20 protein-coding genes and 1 tRNA gene are annotated in these 20,805 nt (G+C 44.2%); 14 read left to right on the top strand and 7 right to left on the bottom strand.

Annotated features, from left to right (window positions below; genetic code table 11):
* The first annotated feature begins 106 nt into the window (after positions 1 to 106).
* The 11 genes from ACZ45G_RS07975 (at position 107) to ACZ45G_RS07925 (ending at position 11,835) form a co-directional block, all read left to right on the top strand.
* Complete coding sequence (locus ACZ45G_RS07975) at positions 107 to 1,033, top strand: M23 family metallopeptidase (RefSeq protein WP_464176776.1); 927 nt, start codon at positions 107 to 109, stop codon at positions 1,031 to 1,033.
* A 159-nt stretch (positions 1,034 to 1,192) separates the two neighbouring features.
* Positions 1,193 to 3,715, top strand: a complete 2,523-nt coding sequence (gene secA, locus ACZ45G_RS07970) for a preprotein translocase subunit SecA (protein ID WP_464176774.1) — start codon at positions 1,193 to 1,195, stop codon at positions 3,713 to 3,715.
* Positions 3,716 to 3,724: 9 nt separating this feature from the next.
* The gene (locus ACZ45G_RS07965) at positions 3,725 to 4,033 is read left to right on the top strand and encodes an ATP-dependent Clp protease adaptor ClpS (RefSeq protein WP_464176771.1); all 309 of its coding nucleotides are present in this window, start codon (positions 3,725 to 3,727) and stop codon (positions 4,031 to 4,033) included.
* 4 nt (positions 4,034 to 4,037) lie between these two features.
* Positions 4,038 to 6,293, top strand: coding sequence for an ATP-dependent Clp protease ATP-binding subunit ClpA (clpA, locus tag ACZ45G_RS07960; RefSeq protein WP_464176769.1), 2,256 nt, complete (start codon positions 4,038 to 4,040; stop codon positions 6,291 to 6,293).
* Positions 6,294 to 6,390: 97 nt separating this feature from the next.
* Positions 6,391 to 7,044 (top strand): leucyl/phenylalanyl-tRNA--protein transferase, encoded by a 654-nt coding sequence (gene aat, locus ACZ45G_RS07955; RefSeq protein ID WP_464176767.1) that lies wholly within the window; start codon positions 6,391 to 6,393, stop codon positions 7,042 to 7,044.
* A complete protein-coding gene (gene speB, locus ACZ45G_RS07950) occupies positions 7,016 to 7,861 on the top strand; it encodes an agmatinase (protein WP_464176765.1) in 846 nt (281 codons plus the stop codon). The genes aat and speB overlap by 29 nt, the downstream gene beginning before the upstream one ends.
* A 103-nt stretch (positions 7,862 to 7,964) precedes the next feature.
* On the top strand, positions 7,965 to 8,729 hold the full coding sequence (gene lgt, locus ACZ45G_RS07945; protein WP_464176763.1) for a prolipoprotein diacylglyceryl transferase: 765 nt from the start codon (positions 7,965 to 7,967) through the stop codon (positions 8,727 to 8,729).
* Positions 8,730 to 8,957: 228 nt separating this feature from the next.
* Positions 8,958 to 9,677 (top strand): sulfite exporter TauE/SafE family protein, encoded by a 720-nt coding sequence (locus tag ACZ45G_RS07940; RefSeq protein WP_464176761.1) that lies wholly within the window; start codon positions 8,958 to 8,960, stop codon positions 9,675 to 9,677.
* A gap of 314 nt (positions 9,678 to 9,991) precedes the next feature.
* Positions 9,992 to 10,387, top strand: a complete 396-nt coding sequence (locus ACZ45G_RS07935; RefSeq protein WP_464176759.1) for an FxsA family protein — start codon at positions 9,992 to 9,994, stop codon at positions 10,385 to 10,387.
* A 50-nt stretch (positions 10,388 to 10,437) separates the two neighbouring features.
* Positions 10,438 to 10,971, top strand: coding sequence for a nitroreductase family protein (locus ACZ45G_RS07930; protein ID WP_464176757.1), 534 nt, complete (start codon positions 10,438 to 10,440; stop codon positions 10,969 to 10,971).
* A complete protein-coding gene (locus tag ACZ45G_RS07925; RefSeq protein WP_464176755.1) occupies positions 10,972 to 11,835 on the top strand; it encodes an HDOD domain-containing protein in 864 nt (287 codons plus the stop codon). It begins immediately after the preceding gene.
* Between the two features lie 3 nt (positions 11,836 to 11,838).
* On the opposite strand, the gene ACZ45G_RS07920 is transcribed toward ACZ45G_RS07925, so the two are convergent.
* Both ACZ45G_RS07920 and ACZ45G_RS07915 read right to left on the bottom strand, forming a co-directional pair.
* Complete coding sequence (locus ACZ45G_RS07920; protein WP_464176753.1) at positions 11,839 to 13,107, bottom strand: YihY/virulence factor BrkB family protein; 1,269 nt, start codon at positions 13,105 to 13,107, stop codon at positions 11,839 to 11,841.
* Positions 13,097 to 14,110: an NAD-dependent epimerase/dehydratase family protein gene (locus ACZ45G_RS07915; protein ID WP_464176751.1), complete on the bottom strand. Its 1,014-nt coding sequence runs from the start codon at positions 14,108 to 14,110 to the stop codon at positions 13,097 to 13,099. Before ACZ45G_RS07915 ends, ACZ45G_RS07920 begins: the two co-directional genes overlap by 11 nt.
* A 114-nt stretch (positions 14,111 to 14,224) precedes the next feature.
* On the opposite strand from ACZ45G_RS07915, the gene ACZ45G_RS07910 reads away from it, so the two are divergent.
* A tRNA-Gly gene (locus tag ACZ45G_RS07910) sits at positions 14,225 to 14,299 on the top strand.
* Positions 14,300 to 14,369: 70 nt separating this feature from the next.
* Here the strand turns inward: ACZ45G_RS07910 and ACZ45G_RS07905 are convergent.
* Entirely contained in the window at positions 14,370 to 15,326 is a 957-nt protein-coding gene (locus ACZ45G_RS07905; RefSeq protein WP_464176748.1) for an ornithine cyclodeaminase family protein, read from the bottom strand.
* Positions 15,327 to 15,521: 195 nt separating this feature from the next.
* On the opposite strand from ACZ45G_RS07905, the gene ACZ45G_RS07900 reads away from it, so the two are divergent.
* A complete protein-coding gene (locus ACZ45G_RS07900; protein ID WP_464176746.1) occupies positions 15,522 to 16,124 on the top strand; it encodes a phosphoesterase in 603 nt (200 codons plus the stop codon).
* Between the two features lie 6 nt (positions 16,125 to 16,130).
* Here ACZ45G_RS07900 and ACZ45G_RS07895 read toward each other — a convergent pair whose 3' ends face one another.
* Complete coding sequence (locus ACZ45G_RS07895) at positions 16,131 to 16,397, bottom strand: Trp family transcriptional regulator (RefSeq protein WP_464176744.1); 267 nt, start codon at positions 16,395 to 16,397, stop codon at positions 16,131 to 16,133.
* 69 nt (positions 16,398 to 16,466) lie between these two features.
* On the bottom strand, positions 16,467 to 17,075 hold the full coding sequence (gene amrA / locus ACZ45G_RS07890; RefSeq protein WP_464176742.1) for an AmmeMemoRadiSam system protein A: 609 nt from the start codon (positions 17,073 to 17,075) through the stop codon (positions 16,467 to 16,469).
* A 376-nt stretch (positions 17,076 to 17,451) separates the two neighbouring features.
* On the opposite strand from amrA, the gene ACZ45G_RS07885 reads away from it, so the two are divergent.
* Positions 17,452 to 17,751, top strand: a complete 300-nt coding sequence (locus ACZ45G_RS07885; RefSeq protein ID WP_464176740.1) for a hypothetical protein — start codon at positions 17,452 to 17,454, stop codon at positions 17,749 to 17,751.
* Positions 17,752 to 17,761: 10 nt separating this feature from the next.
* Here ACZ45G_RS07885 and ACZ45G_RS07880 read toward each other — a convergent pair whose 3' ends face one another.
* Entirely contained in the window at positions 17,762 to 19,330 is a 1,569-nt protein-coding gene (locus ACZ45G_RS07880) for a DUF3369 domain-containing protein (RefSeq protein WP_464176738.1), read from the bottom strand.
* Between the two features lie 14 nt (positions 19,331 to 19,344).
* Positions 19,345 to 20,727: an adenylosuccinate lyase gene (gene purB, locus ACZ45G_RS07875; protein ID WP_464176736.1), complete on the bottom strand. Its 1,383-nt coding sequence runs from the start codon at positions 20,725 to 20,727 to the stop codon at positions 19,345 to 19,347.
* Positions 20,728 to 20,805 lie beyond the last annotated feature (78 nt).

The following is a 20,805-nucleotide window of genomic DNA, read 5'->3' as shown; positions in this document are numbered from 1 at the left end:
AGGCTTGCGTTATTGTGCTTTTAACAAAAGCACAATAACGCAAGCCTGACCCCTACCATAAACATTATGCTTGACAACCATTAATTATCTAAATAAGAAAGTGATAATGAAAAAAAGAATAAAAGTTTGGTTTCATTCCGGTTCAGATTCCGATATCAAGGAGATCTCCATTCACAAACGATGGGTGTTTTTTTTCATCCTTGTTGTCATGGGGGCCGGGGCAAGTCTCACCTATCTTGGATATGACTATCATCGGTTAAAGACCATATCGTTTAAGAACAACGCCCTGACACAGACCATTGATTCATACCGCACTGATATCCATAACCAGAGGGAACAAATTCAGGCTTTTGCTAAAAATATTGAAGTTCTCAAAAAACAAGTAGACAACCTTTCAATACTGGAAGGCAAGGTCAGGTTGATTGCCGACATTAAAATATCCGGAGAATCTTCGGGGTTCATCGGTATTGGCGGGATTCCGGAAAATGACCTTGATCAGGACATACCCCTCGAGGACAGACACAACAACCTAATCCGGGAAATGCATGAACAGGTAAGCCAGACCACTTTGGCTGCCGAACAACAGGTACTTAATTTTAAAGATCTTATCAAACACCTTGAGAAAAAAAAGAATCTTCTGGCATCAACCCCGTCCATCAGACCGGTTGACGGCTGGATCACCTCCAAATTCGGATACCGAAAGTCGCCTTTTACAGGACAAAGGACCTTTCATTCAGGTCTTGATATTTCAAACAAGACAGGGACCAAAATCATTGCAACTGCAAACGGTAAAATCTCCTATGCAGCCCCTAAAGCACATTATGGCAACCTGGTTATCATTGACCATGGATATGGCAGGGTAACCAAATACGGCCATCTGAAAAAGGTTCTGGTCAAACCGGGCCAAGCAGTAAAAAGAGGGGATGTTATCGGCCTTCTAGGCAACACTGGCAAAAGCACCGGTCCCCATGTCCACTATGAGGTTCGCATCAATGGTGTTCCAGCCAACCCTTTGAAATATATTCTCAATTAGCCCCTGCCTCCACTTTTGCTGAATCCCCCCCTATCAAAAGAATTAATTTATTTTAATTTTTTGTTTTATTTTCCTGATTAATGCTTATATATTTTAGAAAGAAAATTTAAATAGCAGCATACTTAACCCTATTATAACTTATGAACAGGTAAAATTTAAATGGTACTCAAATTTTTCACAAAGGTCTTTGGCTCCAGCAATGACCGGCAATTAAAAACGCTTCAGCCCATTTTAGATAAAATCAACCTTCTTGAACCCCAGATGCAGTCACTGTCAGATGAACAAATGCCCCAAAAAACGATAGAGTACAAGACTCGGTTTAAAAACGGTGAAACCCTGGATGACATTTTGCCGGAAGCCTTTGCCCTGGTAAGGGAAGCCTCTGTCAGAATCCTTGGCATGCGCCATTTTGATGTGCAGCTCATTGGTGGAATTGCCCTCCACCAAGGCACCATTGCGGAAATGAAAACAGGTGAGGGAAAAACCCTGATGTCCACCCTTCCGGCTTATTTAAACGCAATTTCCGGCAAAGGGGTTCACATTATTACGGTCAATGACTATCTGGCCCGACGGGATGCCGACTGGATGGCCAAAATTTATAATTTCCTCGGTTTGAGCGTCGGGGTGGTTCTCCATGGTCTGGACGACCAGGAAAGAAAAGAAGCCTATGGCTCGGATATCACCTATGGGACCAATAATGAGTTCGGGTTTGATTATCTGAGGGATAACATGAAATTTGAAAGGGAAAACCTTGCCCAGGGCCCCCTCAACTTTGCCATTGTGGATGAGGTGGACTCCATTCTCATTGATGAAGCAAGAACGCCTTTGATCATTTCAGGCCAGGCTGAAAAATCAACCCATTTTTATACCCAGGTCGATACCATTATCCCGGCCTTTAAGCCAGAAATAGACTATACCGTGGACGAAGAATCCAAAAGCGTCTCTCTCACAGAGGAAGGGATTGCCAAGGGAGAAGAGCTCTTGTCGGTGGACAATCTATATGATCCCGCCAATATTGAAATGCTCCACCATGTCAACCAGGCCCTGAAAGCCCACACCCTGTTCAAGCGGGATACCGATTATATTGTAAAAAACGATCAGGTGGTGATTGTTGATGAGTTTACCGGACGGTTGATGACGGGAAGGCGATACAGCGAAGGCTTGCACCAGGCACTTGAGGCAAAAGAAAACGTTAAAATTGAAAATGAAAATCAGACTCTTGCCTCCATTACCTTTCAAAATTTTTTCAGGATGTATGACAAACTGTCCGGAATGACCGGTACTGCAGAGACAGAAGCCCCTGAGTTCAAAAAAATATATGATCTGGATGTTATGGTAATCCCCACCCATCAACCCATGATCCGGAAGGATTTTCCCGACCTGATCTATAAGACACCGACAGAAAAATACAATGCCGTCATCCTGGAGGTCATACAGCTTCATAAGAAAGGCCAGCCCGTGCTTGTGGGAACCATTTCCATTGACGTCTCCGAAGACCTGAGTAAAAAACTCAAGAAACGAGGGGTTCCCCACACGGTCTTGAACGCCAAGCACCATAAGGAAGAGGCTGAAATCATCGCCAATGCGGGGCAGAAAGGAGCCGTGACCATTTCCACCAATATGGCCGGCCGTGGGACTGATATCAAACTGGGAGATGGGGTCACGGAACTTGGAGGACTGCATATCCTGGGCACCTCCCGCCATGAATCCCGACGAATTGACAACCAGCTTCGGGGTCGTTCCGGAAGGCAGGGAGACCCGGGCAGTTCACGATTTTATTTGTCCCTTAAAGACGATTTACTCAGAATATTCGGCGGAGATAAAATCCATGCCGTCATGGACCGCCTGGGAATTGAAGAAGGGGAACATATTGAACACACCTTTATTTCCAAGGCCATTGAAAATGCCCAGGCAAAGGTGGAAGGCCACAATTTTGAAATCAGAAAGCATTTGCTTGAATATGATGATGTCATGAACCAGCAAAGGGAAGTCATTTACCGACAGCGACGCCAGGCGTTGCAGGAAGACAATTTAAAATCCGTCATCCTGGAAATGATCGAGGACAAGGCCTATGAACTGGTAAATGAATTTTCCGATGAAAAAGCCCCCATTAAAGACTGGGACATGGAAGGCCTTGAATCGGGGGCAAAAAAGTTATTTGGTTTTCCCGTTGATTTGACACTGGCGGTGAAAGAAAATCAGGACCGGGACCAGGTATCTGACCATATCTTTGAATTGGCCAAAGGCTATTACCTTGAAAAAGAAACGCTTATCGGACAAGAGCAGATGCGGCAGCTGGAACGGTTTATTGTCCTTCAGACCGTTGACACCCGGTGGAAAGAGCATTTGTTGTCCATGGATCATCTAAAAGAAGGCATCGGACTGCGGGGATATGCCCAGCAGGATCCCTTGCGGATCTATAAAAAAGAAGGGTTTGACATGTTCCATGGCCTCATGGAAATGATCAAGCAAGAGGTGGTGGATATCTTGTTTAAAATTCAGATAACCGGTCCTCCCCGTGTGGATGAAATAAAGCAAAAGGAGCAACAGAACCTGACCTTTTCCCACTCTGATGAATCCACCGTGAAAAAACCCGTGAAGCGGAGCCAGGAAAAAATCAACAGAAACGATCTTTGCCCCTGCGGCAGCGGCAAGAAATATAAAAAATGCTGTATGCCCTAGGAGAAAAATATGACATCCACCGATTCAACAACAAAAACAGGGATCTCATCGAAATCCAAAGAAGATCATCCGCCCATGTATAAAGTCCTTCTGCACAATGACAATTATACGACCATGGAATTTGTAGTGGAAATTCTTCTTGCAGTTTTTGGAAAATCACTTGAAAAAGCAAACCAAATAATGCTTAATGTACATAATAAGGGAAAAGAAGTGTGCGGGATATATCCTTTGGAGATTGCAGAAACAAAAATGGAAACCGTACACAACCTGGCAAGCAACAAGGGGTTTCCCTTAAAAAGTACAATGGAAAAGGAGTAGCATCATGATCAGCAAAGAACTCAGTACTGCCCTCGGTTTTGCCGTACGGGAAGCAAAAAAAAGAAGGCATGAATATGTATGTGTAGAACACGTTCTTTACGCCATCCTTAACCATGAAACCGGCTTGGAAACCATTGAGAAATGCGGGGGAAGCCCAAATCAGATAAAAGATGAGCTAGAAAAATTCTTTGATGAAAAACTCACCAAAATAGAAACCAAGGATGAATATGTTCTCCAGCAGACCATAGGGTTCCAGCGAATGATACAACGGGCCATCAACCATGCCAGATCCGCTGAAAAAAGTGAGGTGAACCTTGGGGACATTCTTGCTTCCATCTTCCAGGAAAAAGACTCCCATGCGGCCTTCTACCTGGAATCCGAAGGGATCACCCGACTGGACGTGCTCAAATACATTTCCCATTCAAGCGAACCTGATAAAAAGGCCAAAAGCAGCCAGGACCTTTCCCAAAGGATGTTTCCCCAGGCAGATCCCAAGCCCAAGCGTCAGCAGAAGAAAGATCCCCTTGAAGCCTTTACCACTAACCTGTTAAAAAAGGCTGTGGACAATAAAATTGACCCCCTCATCGGCCGTGAAAATGAAATGGATCGGGTGATGCAGGTGCTCTGCCGCAGAAGAAAGAACAATCCCATACTGGTAGGGGACCCGGGCGTTGGCAAAACTGCCATTGCCGAAGGACTTGCCTTAAAAATCCATGCCAATCAAGTGCCGGATCTGTTGGAAGACTGTGAATTGTTTTCCCTGGACATGGGCACCCTTCTTGCCGGGACCAAATACAGAGGCGATTTTGAGCAACGGCTCAAGGACGTTATCAATGCCCTGGAAAAGAAAAAAAATGCCCTGCTCATCATTGATGAAATTCACACGGTCATAGGCGCAGGGGCTACCACCAGCGGTTCAATGGATGCCTCAAACATTCTCAAACCTGCCCTTTCCTCAGGGGATATCAAGTGCATCGGTACCACCACCTATGAAGAATATAAAAACCATTTTGAAAAAGACCGGGCCTTTTCAAGACGATTTGAAAAAATTGAAGTGGCCGAACCCAGTGTGGAGGAGACCTGTGATATTTTAAAGGGACTTCGTCCCCATTATGAAGCCCACCATGGTCTAAAGTATTCGGATAAAACCATAGAGGCGGCTGCCTATCTGTCTGACAAATATATCAACGACCGGCTACTGCCGGACAAAGCCATTGATGTGATGGATGAAACCGGTGCTTATCTGCGCCTTAAGGGAGCTGGCAAACGAAAGAACGTCAGCACCAAAGATATTGAAACCATTGTTGCAAAAATTGCAAAGGTACCCGTCACCTCTGTGACATCAACGGACAGGGCCAATCTTGAATCCCTGCCGGAAAGACTCTTCAAGGTTATCTACGGCCAGGATGACGCCATAACCACATTAACCACCGCCATCAAACGCTCCAGAGCAGGCCTTGGTGCACCGGACCGGCCCATTGGTTCCTTTTTGTTCATGGGCCCGACCGGTGTGGGAAAAACAGAAGTGGCCAAACAGCTGGCAGCCAATATGGGGATTGAATTTTTAAGATTTGACATGAGTGAATTCATGGAAAAGCATGCGGTGTCAAGGCTCATCGGTGCTCCTCCCGGCTATGTGGGATTTGAACAGGGCGGTATTTTAACCGATAGTATCAGAAAACACCCCCACTCAATCCTGCTGCTGGATGAAATTGAAAAGGCCCATATGGATCTGTATAATATACTGCTCCAGGTCATGGATTATGCCACCTTGACCGATAACAACGGCAAGTCAGCAGATTTTAGAAACGTGATTCTTATCATGACCTCAAACGCCGGGGCCAGGGAAATGGATGTCAACAATATTGGATTTGGTTCCCAGAGAGCCCAGATAGATTCCAAAGGATTAAAGGCAGTTGAAAAGACCTTTAGCCCGGAATTTAGAAATCGCCTGGACAATATTGTTCAGTTCAATCATTTGTCTAAACGAGTCATGGAGATGATCGTGGACAAAAACATGGGGGAACTGAAAACCATGCTGAAAGCAAAGAAAATTTCCTTAAGTTACTCTGCCAAGGCCCGCACCCATCTTGCCCTCAAGGGATATGATCCCAAATTTGGGGCCAGACCCCTGGCTCGGCTCATTCAAACAACCATAAAAGACAAGCTCACCGATGAAATTCTTTTTGGCAAACTTGAAAAAGGAGGAAAACTTTCCATCGGCCTGAAGAATGATGAGTTGACCTTTTCTGTAAAATAACTGAATGCCCATTTTCAGGTTATCAGAAAGAATCGAATTCCCGCCGGCACGGCTTGCAAGATCCGACGGACTTCTGTGTATTGGGGGAGACCTTTCTTTGGAGAGACTGTTGCTTGCCTATCAAAATGGTATTTTCCCATGGTTTTCGGAAAATGAACCCCTGCTATGGTGGTCTCCGGACCCCCGACTAGTATTATTTCCCAATACCATTAAAATTTCTCGAAGCCTGAAAAAGAAAATCAACAAAACTCCCTTTCGGATCACGATGGACAATGCCTTTGAACAGACCATTGCCTCGTGTGCCCAACCGCGACGGGACAAGTATGAAGGAACATGGCTCGTGGATGAAATGATAGAGGCCTATATCCAACTCCACAAACACGGACATGCCCATTCCATTGAAACCTGGCATGGGAATAATTTGGTTGGCGGACTATACGGGGTAACCTTAGGGGGATCTTTTTTTGGAGAATCCATGTTCAGCCGTGCGAGTGATGCTTCAAAAATGGCCCTGACAGCCCTTGCAACGCTGTTAAATGCCAATGGATTTGATATGATCGACTGCCAGGTAACCACCCGCCATCTGCTCAATATGGGGGCAGTTGAAGTTTCCAGGGAAGCATTTCTTAACGCTTTAACCCCTTCTGTCACCAGACAAATGAACCCTGACATTTGGGATCCCTGCCGACCGTTGGATCCCCTTCCCGTAAAAGAGAAAAAAAATGAAACCCTCGAACTCCCAGACAATTGACAAGGAGAGTATCTGTATCCTTGGCATTCCCTTTGATGCCAATAGTTCTTTTAAACGAGGACCTGCCCTGGCCCCTTCCAGGATCCGGGAAAGCTATTTTTGTGAATCCTCCAACCTCTGGACAGAACAGGGGGTTGATCTGGGAACCCTAAAGGGTCTCTATGATGTGGGAGATGTGGATTGTTGTAATACAAGCGCTACCTTTGAAACCATTACCCGAAAAGTTACCACACTCCTTAAAAAAGATGCAAGGCTCATCTGCCTGGGAGGAGATCACTCAATTACCTTTCCTATTATCAAAGCATTCGCAAAAGAATATAAAACTTTAAATATTTTGCATCTGGATGCCCACCCGGACCTCTATGACAGTCTTGATAACAACCCGTTTTCCCATGCATGCCCCTTTGCCAGGATCATGGAAAAAAAATTAGCCAGCCGACTGGTCCAGGCCGGGATCAGAACCATCAATGGCCATCAGCGGGAACAAGCGGATCGGCTGGGGGTTGAAATAATGGAAATGAAAGAGGGAAACGGCTGGCTAAACGAGTTACAATTTGACGGACCGGTCTATCTTTCCATTGATATGGACTGCCTGGACCCGGCATTTGCCCCGGGGGTTTCCCACCATGAACCCGGCGGTTTTACCACCCGACAGGTTTTAGATATTATTCACCGGGTAAAAGGCAACCTCATTGGCGGTGATATTGTGGAATACAATCCAGACCGGGATATTAACAGCATGACCGCCATGACAGCAGCCAAGCTGCTCAAAGAAATGATCGCCAGAATTTTTACAGACCGACTCTCGGAATCATAGACCTTTGAAAAAATCATCATATAGATAAGGTTGCCTATGAACTGGTGGCAGGAATTACCCTATAAGATAAGCCCCTATTTATTTCAAATCAAACGGGTTTCAAGTGCGATACTACAGCCTCATGTATCTTGCGGCCTTTGCCAGCGTCTATTGGTTAGTGGCATACCGGCTCAAAACCGAACCCTGGCATTTTCCCAGGGAGCTCGTAAATGATTTTTTTGTGTGGGCAGCTGTGGGCGTTATTCTCGGCGGCAGACTCGGCTATGTGGTGTTCTATAATTTCCCCTATTTTCTGGACCACCCTTTGGAAATTTTTCTTCCCTTTGATCTTTCCAATGGATTTAAATTCACCGGTATTTCCGGAATGTCTTTCCACGGAGGCCTTATAGGGGTTGTGACGGCATTTTTTCTCTATTGCCGAAAACACAAGATGAATATTTGGGATTTTTCCGATTTGATCTGTCCGGCCGTACCCCTGGGGTACACCTTTGGCAGGCTTGGAAATTTTTTCAATGCTGAACTGTTTGGAAGAGCAACTACCCTGCCCTTTGGGATGTATTTTCCCACGGACCCCACCCATACCCTGCGCCATCCCTCCCAGCTTTATGAAGCTTTTTTTGAAGGAATTGTCCTGTTTATAATTTTATGGTCCGTCAAACGCCACCCGAAAGCAAAACATCGCATATTTGCTTTATACCTTATGGGGTATGGCTTCATCCGTTTCATCATTGAGTTTGTCCGGCAGCCTGACCCCCATTTAAATTATCCCTGGTTCATCTTCACCATGGGACAGCTGCTCTGCACCGCAATGATGGCTACCGGGATAGCGATCCTGTTGTTTAAAAAAAAACGGTTAAGGCCTCTGTAATAAGTTTTCTCTGAACAACTTTTAACCAGGATTGTTAGTCTCCAATTATGTTGAACCGATTTCTGTTCAATTGTTTTTATTCTTAGATACTACATTGACAAAGTATTTCGTTTAATATAGCTTCGCCGAATTTGATTAACAAATTAAAATGGACATTTCACCGTCATAATCATACCAAGCGGTCAGCCATAATTAATTTCGTTTTTCATCCTTTGGAGGGAGGTTTAAATGATTACAAGTCTTAGTCTTTGTATCGCTGCGTTTGTTTTTAGTTTTGCTGGATTCGGTTATGGTCTGATCGCAGTTCCTCTTCTGGCACTAATCGTATCAGTAAAAACAGCAGTGGCTATTCAATTTCCTTTTTCGGTGCTGTTGGTATTGCTTAATACTTGGCGGTATGGACGCTCACTTCAATGGCGAGATTTACAACCTCTTCTTATAGGGGCTGCCATTGCCATTCCTCTCGGTGTATTGTCTCTCAACTGGCTCCCTGAGCTTGTAATGAAGCGAACGCTTGCCGTATTCATTATACTAACAGTTATAAGCAGAAGAATTACTTGGAAGGATGATTTGCTTCAGCGTTTTGCAAGGACTTTTGCTGGTGGCATTTTTCTGGGATTTATCAGTGGATGGTTTACAGGAGTCTACACAACAGGGGGCCCTCCGGCAGTTATTTATGCTACAGGCAAATTCTCAGATATAGAAAAAGCTAAGGGAATTCTGGGTATTTATTTTCTGATTACTGATATTGCCTTGATGATCCTCTTCTTATTCACGGATGTGGTTACTATGGAAACTTTGAAACAATCTTTTATGCATGCGCCAGCCGTAGTCATTGGATTTCTTTTGGGCCTACTTTCATTGAAGCTAGTCAATTATCGAGGTTACATGGTCGGTGTTGACTGTCTTCTTGTCGTTGCAGCAGCAATGTTGAGCTTTAATTTTTAGTATACCTCCGATCAGAAGCAAGTTATTAATATAAAGAGTGGCGGTTAGGTAAATGAAAAATTTGGAAATTTGGATATTACCTGCCATTGCCTGACCTTTCTATTCTATCCTAATCCGACCCTGCTATAATAATATTCAGATCAAATTTTCATCTCAGTTGATGACGCTTTTGATTGAACATGGATGGAACTTTTCCAGGGTATGGTGCAATCAGTATCTGTTTGAAGAATTGCTGAAGCCGCTGCAATTCCCTTGACAAAAATGGTTTCATTATCATTGTTCTTAACAATATAAACCCCTTTGGGAGAAAAAACATGCTATTGCGACTTTTTTTATGTTTTACCCTCATCCCGGTAATTGAGCTTTACCTTTTAATAAAGGTGGGGACAGTCATTGGCGGCTTCAACACCATCTTAATTGTCATCTTGACCGGATTTGCCGGTGCCTGGCTTGCCCGCATGGAAGGGCTGAACACCATGTTAAAGGTCAGGCGGAATCTTGACCAGGGTATTATGCCGGCTGAAGATCTCATGGATGCCCTGATCATCGTCATCGCAGGACTTGTCCTCATTACCCCGGGATTGATGACAGATGTATTCGGTCTGATGCTGCTTTGGCCGGTGACCCGGAATGCATTCAAACGATTTTTAAGGAAAAAATTTGATGAGCTGAAGTCCAAGGGAGATATCAATATCACCCGGTTTCATTAACCTTATATTATTGCCCCGATTTTACCCTGCCCCATAAAGGAGAAGACCTTATGTTTAATAAACTCATTGAACAGCGAAGAAGCATTAGAAAATTTAAAAATAGGCCTATTGAACAAGAAAAAATTGAACAGCTCATCCAAGCAGCACTGAGATCTCCTTCCTCAAGAAGTTTCAACCCCTGGCGATTTATCGTGGTGGACAAACCCGGTCTTCTTGAAAAACTATCAGTGGCAAAAGCCCATGGTTCCGCCTTCTTAAAAGGAGCCCCCCTGGCAATTGTGGTCTGCGCAGATCCTAGTGCCAGCGATGTCTGGGTAGAAGATGCCTCCATAGCCTCCATATTCATCCACCTGGCAGCACAATCCTTAGGGCTTGGCAGTTGCTGGATACAGATCAGAAAGCGGGACCATGATTCGTCCACGAGTGCGGATACCTATATTAAAGATCTTTTGGGCATACCCGATAATATAATGATTGAATCCATCCTTGCGATAGGGTACCCTGACGAGGTTAAACAAGGACACCCAAAGGAAGCCTTGGAGTATGACAAGGTTTCATTTAATGGTTTTAGCGAAAAGGACTAAATGGACGTAAAAACCAAAATTATTAAAATGGTACAGAAAAGGGAGAGTGATATCCCAACGCTCCCCGTCGTTATTGACAGAATCATCAGTGTTGCGTCCGATGAACGAACAACCACCGAAGAACTCGCCGATGTCATATCCTACGATCAGGGAATGAGCAACAAACTCTTAAAACTTTCCAATTCAATGTATTATGCGCAAAAAACCAAGGTTGAAACCATAAAACGGTCTATCTCGGTCATTGGATTTGATGAAATTATCGGCATTGCCCTTGGTATGGGAATTCTTTCTGCTGTTACGGATAAATCAGGGTTAAGCCTGGACATGAAAGCCCTGTGGATTCACGGAATCGGGGTTGCAACTGTGTCAAAGGAACTGGCCAAAAGGACCAACCCTGCCATTGCAAGCAAAATATTTATCCCTGCTCTTCTCCATGACATGGGCAAGGTTATCTTTACCATGTATTTTAAAGAAGAGTATATGAAAGTCCGGCAGTTTGCCATTGAAAATAAAAAACCATTATATTTTGCGGAAAACGCAATCTTCAAACTGGACCATTCCATCTTGTCTGCCCTGTTAATGAAACGGTGGAATTTTCCCCAATCCATAATGGTTCCCTGCAGATTTCATCACACCCCAGAATCTGCGCCTGTAAAATTTCGACACCAGGCCTTGATTATCAATCTGGCAAACTATCTGACCCAGAAAGCAGGAATCGGGCACAGTGGAAATCCCGTGCCCGTCACCATCAAAAACGCCCCAAAAAAAATCGGCGTAAATGAATCTGTTCTCCGGTTGACCATTGACCAGCTCAAGCGCAAGGAAAACGATATAAAAGAATTTTTTAAGATCACAACGGCATAAAGACTAAAGATCCTTAAGTTTTCGATCCCCCGAAGAATCCCTGGCCGAACGGGTAAAGGTATTCAAACTTTCTTCCAATGTTGCAAAATCAAGGGCAGAACTCACATCAATGCAATTTTCTGCTGGCTGTTCAAACGCAGTAATCACATCCATTATCGTTAAGGATTCAATATCAATTGCAGGGGAATACCCCTGGGAACCTTGGGAAGAAGTAACCTGGAACAAAAGATTCGTTGCCAATAATTTTTCCAAAAGAATTTTGATAATTTTTAAGGGAAGCTTCAATTCCTTTGATATCTCAAGGTCCGTTGCCGGGCAATCCCCACGGGCAAAGCGTTTCACACACAACAAGACCATTCTCAACACGATAAGTTTTTGCTGGTGCAAACTCAACTTATCATAGTCCATCCCATCAGCCTCAAGGCTGGCTGTGTTTTCCCACACAAAGGCAATCTCTGCACCATACAATAAAATAACCCAGGAGAGTTGAAGCCAGATGAGAAATAAGGGCAGAGCTGCAAAACTGCCATAAATCGCATTATAATTGGAAACTCCCACCTGAAATTTCAAATAAAATATCTGGACAAGCTGAAAAATAGTACCGGCGATTACAGCTCCGACAGCAGCAGCCGTGACATCTATCTTTTTGTTGGGGATGATCACATAAAAAAAGACAAACAGTACCCAGATGGATAGAAGGGGGAAAATATTGAATCCAAAAGAGATCAAATTTTCTATACTGGCCGGCAGGCTGAGGTATTCCATAAAATTTTTAAGCCGGGTGGTGACAAAAATATTGGCGCTGCTTGAAAAAATAACCAATAGCCCGGCTGCAATGGAGATGGTCATATAATCGGTTATTTTCCGAAGAAGGGATCTGTCTCCTTTCACCCACCAAATTTGATTAAAGGCATTCTCAATGTGTCCCAGAAGTTTTACCAGGGAATATAAAAGCAAAATGATCCCTATAATTGCCATGGGCCCGCCATGGGTCTTTTCCAGCAAATTGTTTGAAAACGCCAGTACATTCTTGATGATCGCTTCCTGACCTTCAAACATGACCAAGACCTTGGATTCAAGAAACTGCTGAAACCCGAACCCCTTGGCAATGCCAAAGGCCATGGCCATGACCGGAACAATGGCAAAAAGGGAATACAGCGTCAGGGAAGCCGCCCTCAAAGAACAGCGATCCCGATGAAATTCCTTAAAGGAAGAAACAATGCCCCTGAAGCATTTTTGATACCATAAAAACAGTTCTTTTTTATAGTCCATACCGAGTTAACCCCTCTGTTTCAAGCCATTTTTTTAACCTTTTAAGCCCTTCTTCCGTAGAGACGGCAGGCGCATAACCAAGATCCTTTTTTGCCCGGGAAATGTTAAACCAATGGGATGTGGCCAGCTCCTTTGCAGCAAATCGGGTCATGGGCGGATCTTTTTTTATCCCCAATGTTTTGTAAATCAATTCAAACAGACCGCCTGCCAGATAAGCGGTCCTGCCAGAGACCCGACCTTTGATAGGGGGTAGCCCTGCAGCAGCGAGGAAGGCATTGGCCAAGGTCCATTTTGAGATGGGTTCATCCTGGCTGATAAAATAAATATTTCCTGAAAGGGAAGGATCGGTTAAAAGTTTTTCCGCAGCAAGGATATGGGCATCGGCTGCATTGTCCACATAAATGGTATCGGTGAGATCGCCCCTGGGACCAATCTTCTTTAAACGTTTGGCCCGGCAAAGGATCTTGGGAACCAGGTGGTTATCTTCCGGCCCCCAGATCAAGTGGGGCCGGAGAACAATGGCGGCTAACCCCATTTTGGCCGCACCCAGAACCAATTTTTCAGCCAGGGCCTTGGTTTCAGGATAGGGTGCCAGATAGGTTTCAGGGTAGGGAATGGATTCATCCAGATTTTCCATATCCGACGCGTCAAAGATCACACTGGGAGAACTGGTATGGATCAGCCGGGCCACATGATTTGCCCGGCAGGCCTCTATCACATGCTTTGTTCCCGTGACATTGATTGAATAATAACTTTGAAAGCTCCCCCAAATACCTGGTTTTGCCGCCACGTGAAATACGGTATCTATTCCTTGAAACGCCTTTATAACCTGCGTTTTATTGCATAAATTCCCTTGGATCTGTGTCACTCCCAGGGCCTCCAATGGTGGATACCATTGCCGGGAAAAAGAGGTGACCTTCAATCCTCTTTGGGTCAATTTACGGGCAATAACCTTTCCCAGGAATCCCCCTCCACCAGTGACCAATACATTCTCTATTTTCATTTTTTCCTTTTCAGTGATCCCCATAGCCACTGAATAAAATATTTTCCCATAAAAATTTGAATCTACGCTTGACAAAAGGCCTGTTTTAAAGTAGAAATTGCATGCTTTTGCTGAGCGGGAATAACTCAGTGGTAGAGTGCGACCTTGCCAAGGTCGAAGTCGCGGGTTCAACTCCCGTTTCCCGCTCCAGCTTTTTCTTCTTTTTTACCGAAGCGATCATCCCCCCAAAAAAAAACACCTTAACAGATTAAACCTGAGTTCAAAAATCAAGTACCTGACCTATTTTTTCCTTTATTGCCAGCTCATAAACAGCTGAGGCAACAGTCAGATCAAACAATGCCATGCCAACGGATTTAAAAAAGAGGGTTTTATTCTCCAGGTCAACCGGTTTTGTAATCAGGCCGGAAAATGCCTCCACTTTTTCAGGTTTCACAACCTTATTTTTAAGGGGGATACAAATATCCCCGGACTCTCGGGCGGCAAACAAGGTATCCGCATATACATGATCCGCTGTTGAAATAACCGCATCTGGAAATTCCTTCATATCCGGCCGAAAGGATCCAATGGAAATAAAAGTTTTCCCTTTTACAAGGGATGGATCATCTTTAAACAAGGGTGTGCGACTGGTGGTGGCGGCAATAATAAGTTGGGAATCTTTCACCAGATCTTCTGAATTGTCCGTGGTCACATAGGTGACATCGGGAAACTCCGCTTTAAGACTCCAGGCCATGTTGTCAGCGGATGCAAGGCTTAAATCTTTAATCCATAATTTTTTTATCCCCCGGTTAAAAAGCAGATACCGTGCCTGGCTGAGCCCCTGGACCCCTGCCCCCAGAATACCGGCGGTTTCAAGATTTTCAGGCGTTAACAAAGCAACCCCTAAGCCCCCGACAGCACCTGTTCTTTGGGCCGTGAGGGCAGCTCCGTCCATAATGGCCAGGGGCTTACCGTTTTTGTTATCGGCCAGTACCAGCACCCCATTAACAACGGGTTGGTCATATTTAGTTGCATCGGGAAAGACAGACACCAGTTTTGTTGCAAAAAAATCATTGCTGAAACAGGGCATCAGCAACAGAGTATTTTGCTCATTTTCAACATGTATCCGGTCCGGCATGGTATAGGAATTGTTCAAAACAAGTTCATAGGCATTTTTGATGGCATTCTGAATAATTTTCTGGTCTATTTTTTGGATATCTCGTTTACTTATAAATAACATGTAGTCTCCCCTGGGTGATGTATGGTTTATTCTTAATTACCATAGGAAAGTATAAATCTCCACGAAAACTAGATTTTCATTTTTTCCTGCAAAAAAACAGATCTCTTTTCCTTTCAGATAAAAATGTGATAAAGATTCAGCCTGCCACCCTGGTTATAAAATTGGTTAAAAAACAAATATTCAAGGATAGTGTTTGTGAAAAAAAATGAAAGAGTTCTGTGCATTCATCGAGACCGTTTACCCTCTTCATGGGTCCAACCTAAAAGCATTGTCCCCCTGGGTCTGACCACCTTCATTGAAACATGTACCCAAAGCGGATTTGATTTTATAAATCGCGAAGAAGCAGAACAAGACGCCTCCCTAAAGCAGGTGATTCCCTATATTCTCCTTCAAAATCAACACTCGGATCAGACGGCCATCTATAACCGCCAGGGAAATGAAAAACGCCTCCATGATCTTTGGTCCCTTGGGATTGGCGGACATATCAATCCCATTGATCAAAAAAATGGGGCGTCATTCAAGGATATTTTGATATCGGGTATGGAACGGGAACTGAATGAGGAGCTCATCAAAAGACCGAGCTGCGACACGGCAAAATTTGTCGGAGTTATCAGTGAGGATATCACCGATGTGGGCAGTGTCCATCTAGGTGCGGTGTTTCAAATTATTACCCGAACCCCGGAATCCTATCTCCCCGGCCCCGAACTTTCCCAGTTTCAATGGGCAGGAAACAAGGAGGTGAGCCAATTAAATCTGGAACTCTGGTCAAAATTGGCCCTGGCCTTGGTTTCACTTTAGCGGATTTCACTTTAACTGATTTAAGACCTTTAATACAATCGAAGCTTTATCTTTAAGCACCTTGGAGCCCCGGGTGATTTTGCAAAGACTGATACCATATTTCTCAGCAATTTTCCGCTGGGTCATTCCATTGTGGAGGTCTTTTAGCAGTTTCCATCTCAACGAGATATCATCCAGCTCGGCCGGGGTAAAGATATCATTGAAAAACCGGTTTAGCTCATCCAAATCATTGATGGACGAAATAATTTTTAGTAATTCCTTATCTATGGTCATATGTTTTTCCAGGTTCACGTTTATATCAGAAACGAATACTCCATTTTATCTATCTTTTGGCCCCGATGTTTAAAAATCAGGGGGCTCCCTATCCAGCTCTCCAAAAGACTGGACCTGATAAGTATAAACCTTCAATCCGCTTTTTTCCCACTCAGAAGCAGCCAATCCGGCTTTCATGCAAAGCTGGGTCAAAAACGCTTCCGGTTCCGGCAGTTGATCCCACACCTGGGGTAAAAAAGTAGCCCGATGATGATCTTTTTCAAGTATCACCCCATCAATCCCCGGGGCAAGGGATGAAATCAGTTCTTTTGCGCCTTTATAGACCAGGCGTTCCGGTTGGGTCAAAATACTGATTTCAATATCGATCAGGTTCAGTTCGTCCAAGGCCAAAGGAGAAAATCGGCTATCTTTAAAGGCAGCAGATACAGCATTCTCCCGAACCCCTTGCACCAGTGTTTTTACAGGTTCAATATTTCCAATACACCCGCGAAGCCTTCCCTTTTTGTGCAGGGTAACAAAGACACCCCGTTTTTTTTCAAGCAACCCTTTGGAAATCCCATTGGTAATCCCATTGGTAATTTGAGCCTCTGTATCCTTACCTTTCAATTTTCCGGCAATACACGCCCTGGCCAATCTTAAAAGTGCCAATTCTTCTTTACCAACGACAGATTCTTTCATTTTTACCCTCTCCACTTTGTTACGGTTAGAACACACTACCATTGGTTTAAGCAATAAAAAAACTATTTGATAAAAAAATTAACAACTCGCTAAGGGAAATGAAGTCAGGGATGAACGCCTTCAAGAAACTCCATTTTTCAACGCAAATAGACGTATTTTAAAGGGAATATATTACTTTAATGAATAGACCTCCGTGGAACGTCTAATTTTACGGCATTCTAACTTTTCATTGTCTTTTTTTTCCGGGTTAATTCGGATTGACTCAATTCTCAATCTTTAATATCATAGGAACCAATTGGATACGATCCCCTCAAAAATGAAGAAGACTCTCACACTTGGAAAAGGCTCCTAAATCACCCAGACAGCAAGGATAACAATGAAGATCATTGATCAAAAACTGATTCACAAACTGATTGAGAATGGCGTAGAAGCCTCTTTAATCCCCGGTTTTATCCGCAGCCTTGCCAATGCATATTTAATCAACCCGGACATGTCACATTGCCAGGCAAACAAGCGGCTCAAATTTCTTGGCTGGCATGATATCCAGATTGATTACCATACATTTGTGCTGGCCATTGATTGCCTGGAAACAAGGGGACTCAACCAGCTCAAATATAAATCAGCCCCATGGTATCTGAGCAGCTTCAAGGTCAAAACCCCTTCAATTACTCAATAATAGCATTTTTTTATTCGGGAAACCGCCGGTTAATTCCAATAAACTCATCTATATTTGTCAGAAAAATAGCCACCAGTTCCGGATCAAACTGAAATCCGGCTTCACGTTTAAAAAGATCCATAATTTTCCCCAAAGGCCAGGCCTCTTTGTAGCACCGTTTGTGGCTCAAGGCATCGAACACGTCGGCAATGGCTGCAATCCGCCCGAACACATTGATATTTTTGCCTTTCAAGCCCTGGGGATATCCCTGGCCATCCCATCGTTCATGATGCTGATGTGCAACGATGGCAGCTGTTGCCATAATCGAACTATTGGATTTTCTAAGAATTTCATACCCGGTTTGGGCATGTTTTTTCATAATCTCAAATTCATCGAAGGTCAGCTTTCCGGGTTTGTGCAAAATGGCTTCCGGCACTCCAATTTTTCCGACATCGTGCATGGGAGAGCCCAATCTTAACAATTCAGTTGTGGGTTCATCCATACCAAATTGTTTGGCAAGGCAATAACAAAATTCCGCCACCCGGGTAACATGATGGGCGGTTTCCTGGGACCTGGTTTCCACAACCTCCCCCAGGGTTAGGATGACTTCCTTCTGGGTATTAATAATTTCCCTGGCCAACCGGATATTATCAAACCCAATGGAAATATTATGGGCATATATTCTCAAAAGATATTTTTCAACGACACCAAGGGGAACAGAACTCTTTAAATATAAAAGGTTCACAAACCCTTTTTCAAATTTAAAAACACCCAAATATTGGTCTGTCAAAAAGACCTCTCCACCCGTCGAAGCCACCCGTTCATATTCTTTTAAAATAGATCCGGGAAGCACCTCTTCGAGGGGAACGCCTTCCCTGTCGCCATAAGATCCGGTTCCCGCCATGAGCAGTATCTGCCCAGCGGGCAACCCCATGAAATAAGCCGTATCTGCACCTGCATGCCTGTCAAGGTTTAAAATCACGTAGAGCTGATCCAGGATTTTATGTCCAAACTTTGCAAAGGAAGAATTTTCAAAAACAATGGGAGAAGAATTGATAATGGACTCAAGACCTTCCTGATTTCGCTCAATGGTTTTAAGGTTTTCGTAAGCCCGCAGGCAGGCCGTCACACAGGTAAATAATTTCTGGGCTGTAAATTCCGGCTTGGTTTTATAATCATTGATATCATACCGGGAGATGACAGTCTGCTCCGGGGCCTTTCCCGGCTGACCGGTTCTCAATACGATGCGGACTGAGTTATTTTCCAAATCATTGCGAATATACTCCACAAGTTTAAGACCGGTATCCTCTTGTTCCATAACCACATCCAAAAGAACCAGGGCAATATCTTTTTCTTCGGCCAGAATTGTCTTCACATCATCAGCGCTGTATGCACTGAGCAATCTTAGGCCCCGTCCCTGAAAGGTGAATCCTTTCAGGGTAATCCGGGTGATCTTATGAACATCTTCTTCATCATCAACAATCAAAACCGTCCAGCGTCCATTGATATCCTCTGAAAGGGTCTCCCTTCCCTGCAAAGAGATTTCTTCTTCGGCAAAAACAAGCGGTGCATCCAAATGGTCTTGTGGTTCATCTGGCATGGAAGAATACGCTCCTATACTTTTGTATTAAAATAGGTATCAACCAATTTTTCAGCAAGCCCCACATAGGTTGCTGGCGTCAATTGCCCCATGCGCTCTTTAAACGCCGGCGGAACCTTTTCAAGGCCGTCTACAAAGGTTTGCAATTCTTTTTTCCCGATTTTATGGCCCCGGGTGAGATCCTTTAACCGCTCATAGGGATTTTCTTCTCCAAAGACCCGCATGGCCGTTTGGAAAGGTTCCGCCAGAAGCTCCTGATTCGCATCAAGATCATCTGCCAGGGCCTGGGTGTTAAGATCCAACTTGGCGAGACCTTTTAAAGAATTTTTAACCCCAATTGAAAAATACCCGAATACAGATCCCAGGCTCCTTAAAACCGTGCTATCACTCAAATCCCTTTGAAATCGGGATTTCTGAAGCTTGACAGCTAAATGTTCCATCATGGAAATGGCAAGGCCCATGTTGCCCTCAGAATTCTCAAAGTCAATGGGATTGATCTTATGGGGCATGGTCGAAGAACCGGTCTCCCCCTCTTTAATCTGCTGCTTAAAATAACCAAGGCTGATATATCCCCACATATCCCGATCAAAATCGATCAGAATGGCCGCAGCCCGGACCAGGGAATGAAGCACCTGGGACAATGAACTATTGGGATTAATCTGGGTGGTAAACAAAATAGGGGCAAGATTAAGATGCTGGGTGATGAAACGGCTTGAAGCAGCAATCCAGTCAATCTCAGGAAAAACAAACCAATGGGCATTGTAATTTCCCGTTGCGCCGTTTATCTTGGCCTGAACCTGCTTTTCTTCCAGGAACAACGATTCCTGACGGATACGCCAGGCAAAGTTGACAAATTCTTTGCCTACCGTGGTTGGGGTTGCAGGCTGGCCATGGGTTCTGGACATCATGGGAACCGATTTGTATGCCATCGCCTTTTCTTCCATTTTTTCAATGGCCAAATTTAAAAGATCTGTTGCCAGTTCCTTGCCCTTTTTAAGCATCAAGGCATAGGCGGTATTGTTAATGTCATCAGAGGTGCAGGCAAAGTGAACCCATTCCTTGATAGGGCTAAGCCCTCCCTTGTCAAGCTTGTCCTTTATGAAATACTCAACCGCCTTTACATCATGGTTGGTCTTTCGTTCGATACTTTTAATCTGTTCTGCATCTGCCACATCAAAATTGGTGAGGATTTTATCTATTGTTTCTAAATCATGGGCCCCTAAATCAAGCCCATCGCTCTGGACAAGCTTAAGGTCGCTGATAATAAATTTAAGCCACTCAAGCTCAACCTGCACCCGATGTCTGATCAGCCCGTATTCAGAAAAAATCTCCGCCAGTTCATGGGTCAACCCGGCATATCGCCCGTCCAGGGCAGTAATTGCTTTTATCGTTGTCATAACCACTCCATCGTAAACCAAAATTAAAACGAACTATTTAAGACTATTTAATATTATTTAATATTATTTAATATTCGC

The sequence above is a fragment of the Desulfoconvexum algidum genome (assembly GCF_055382125.1).
Note: the sequence above shows the minus strand (reverse complement) of the source record. Positions and strands in the feature narration are given on the sequence as shown.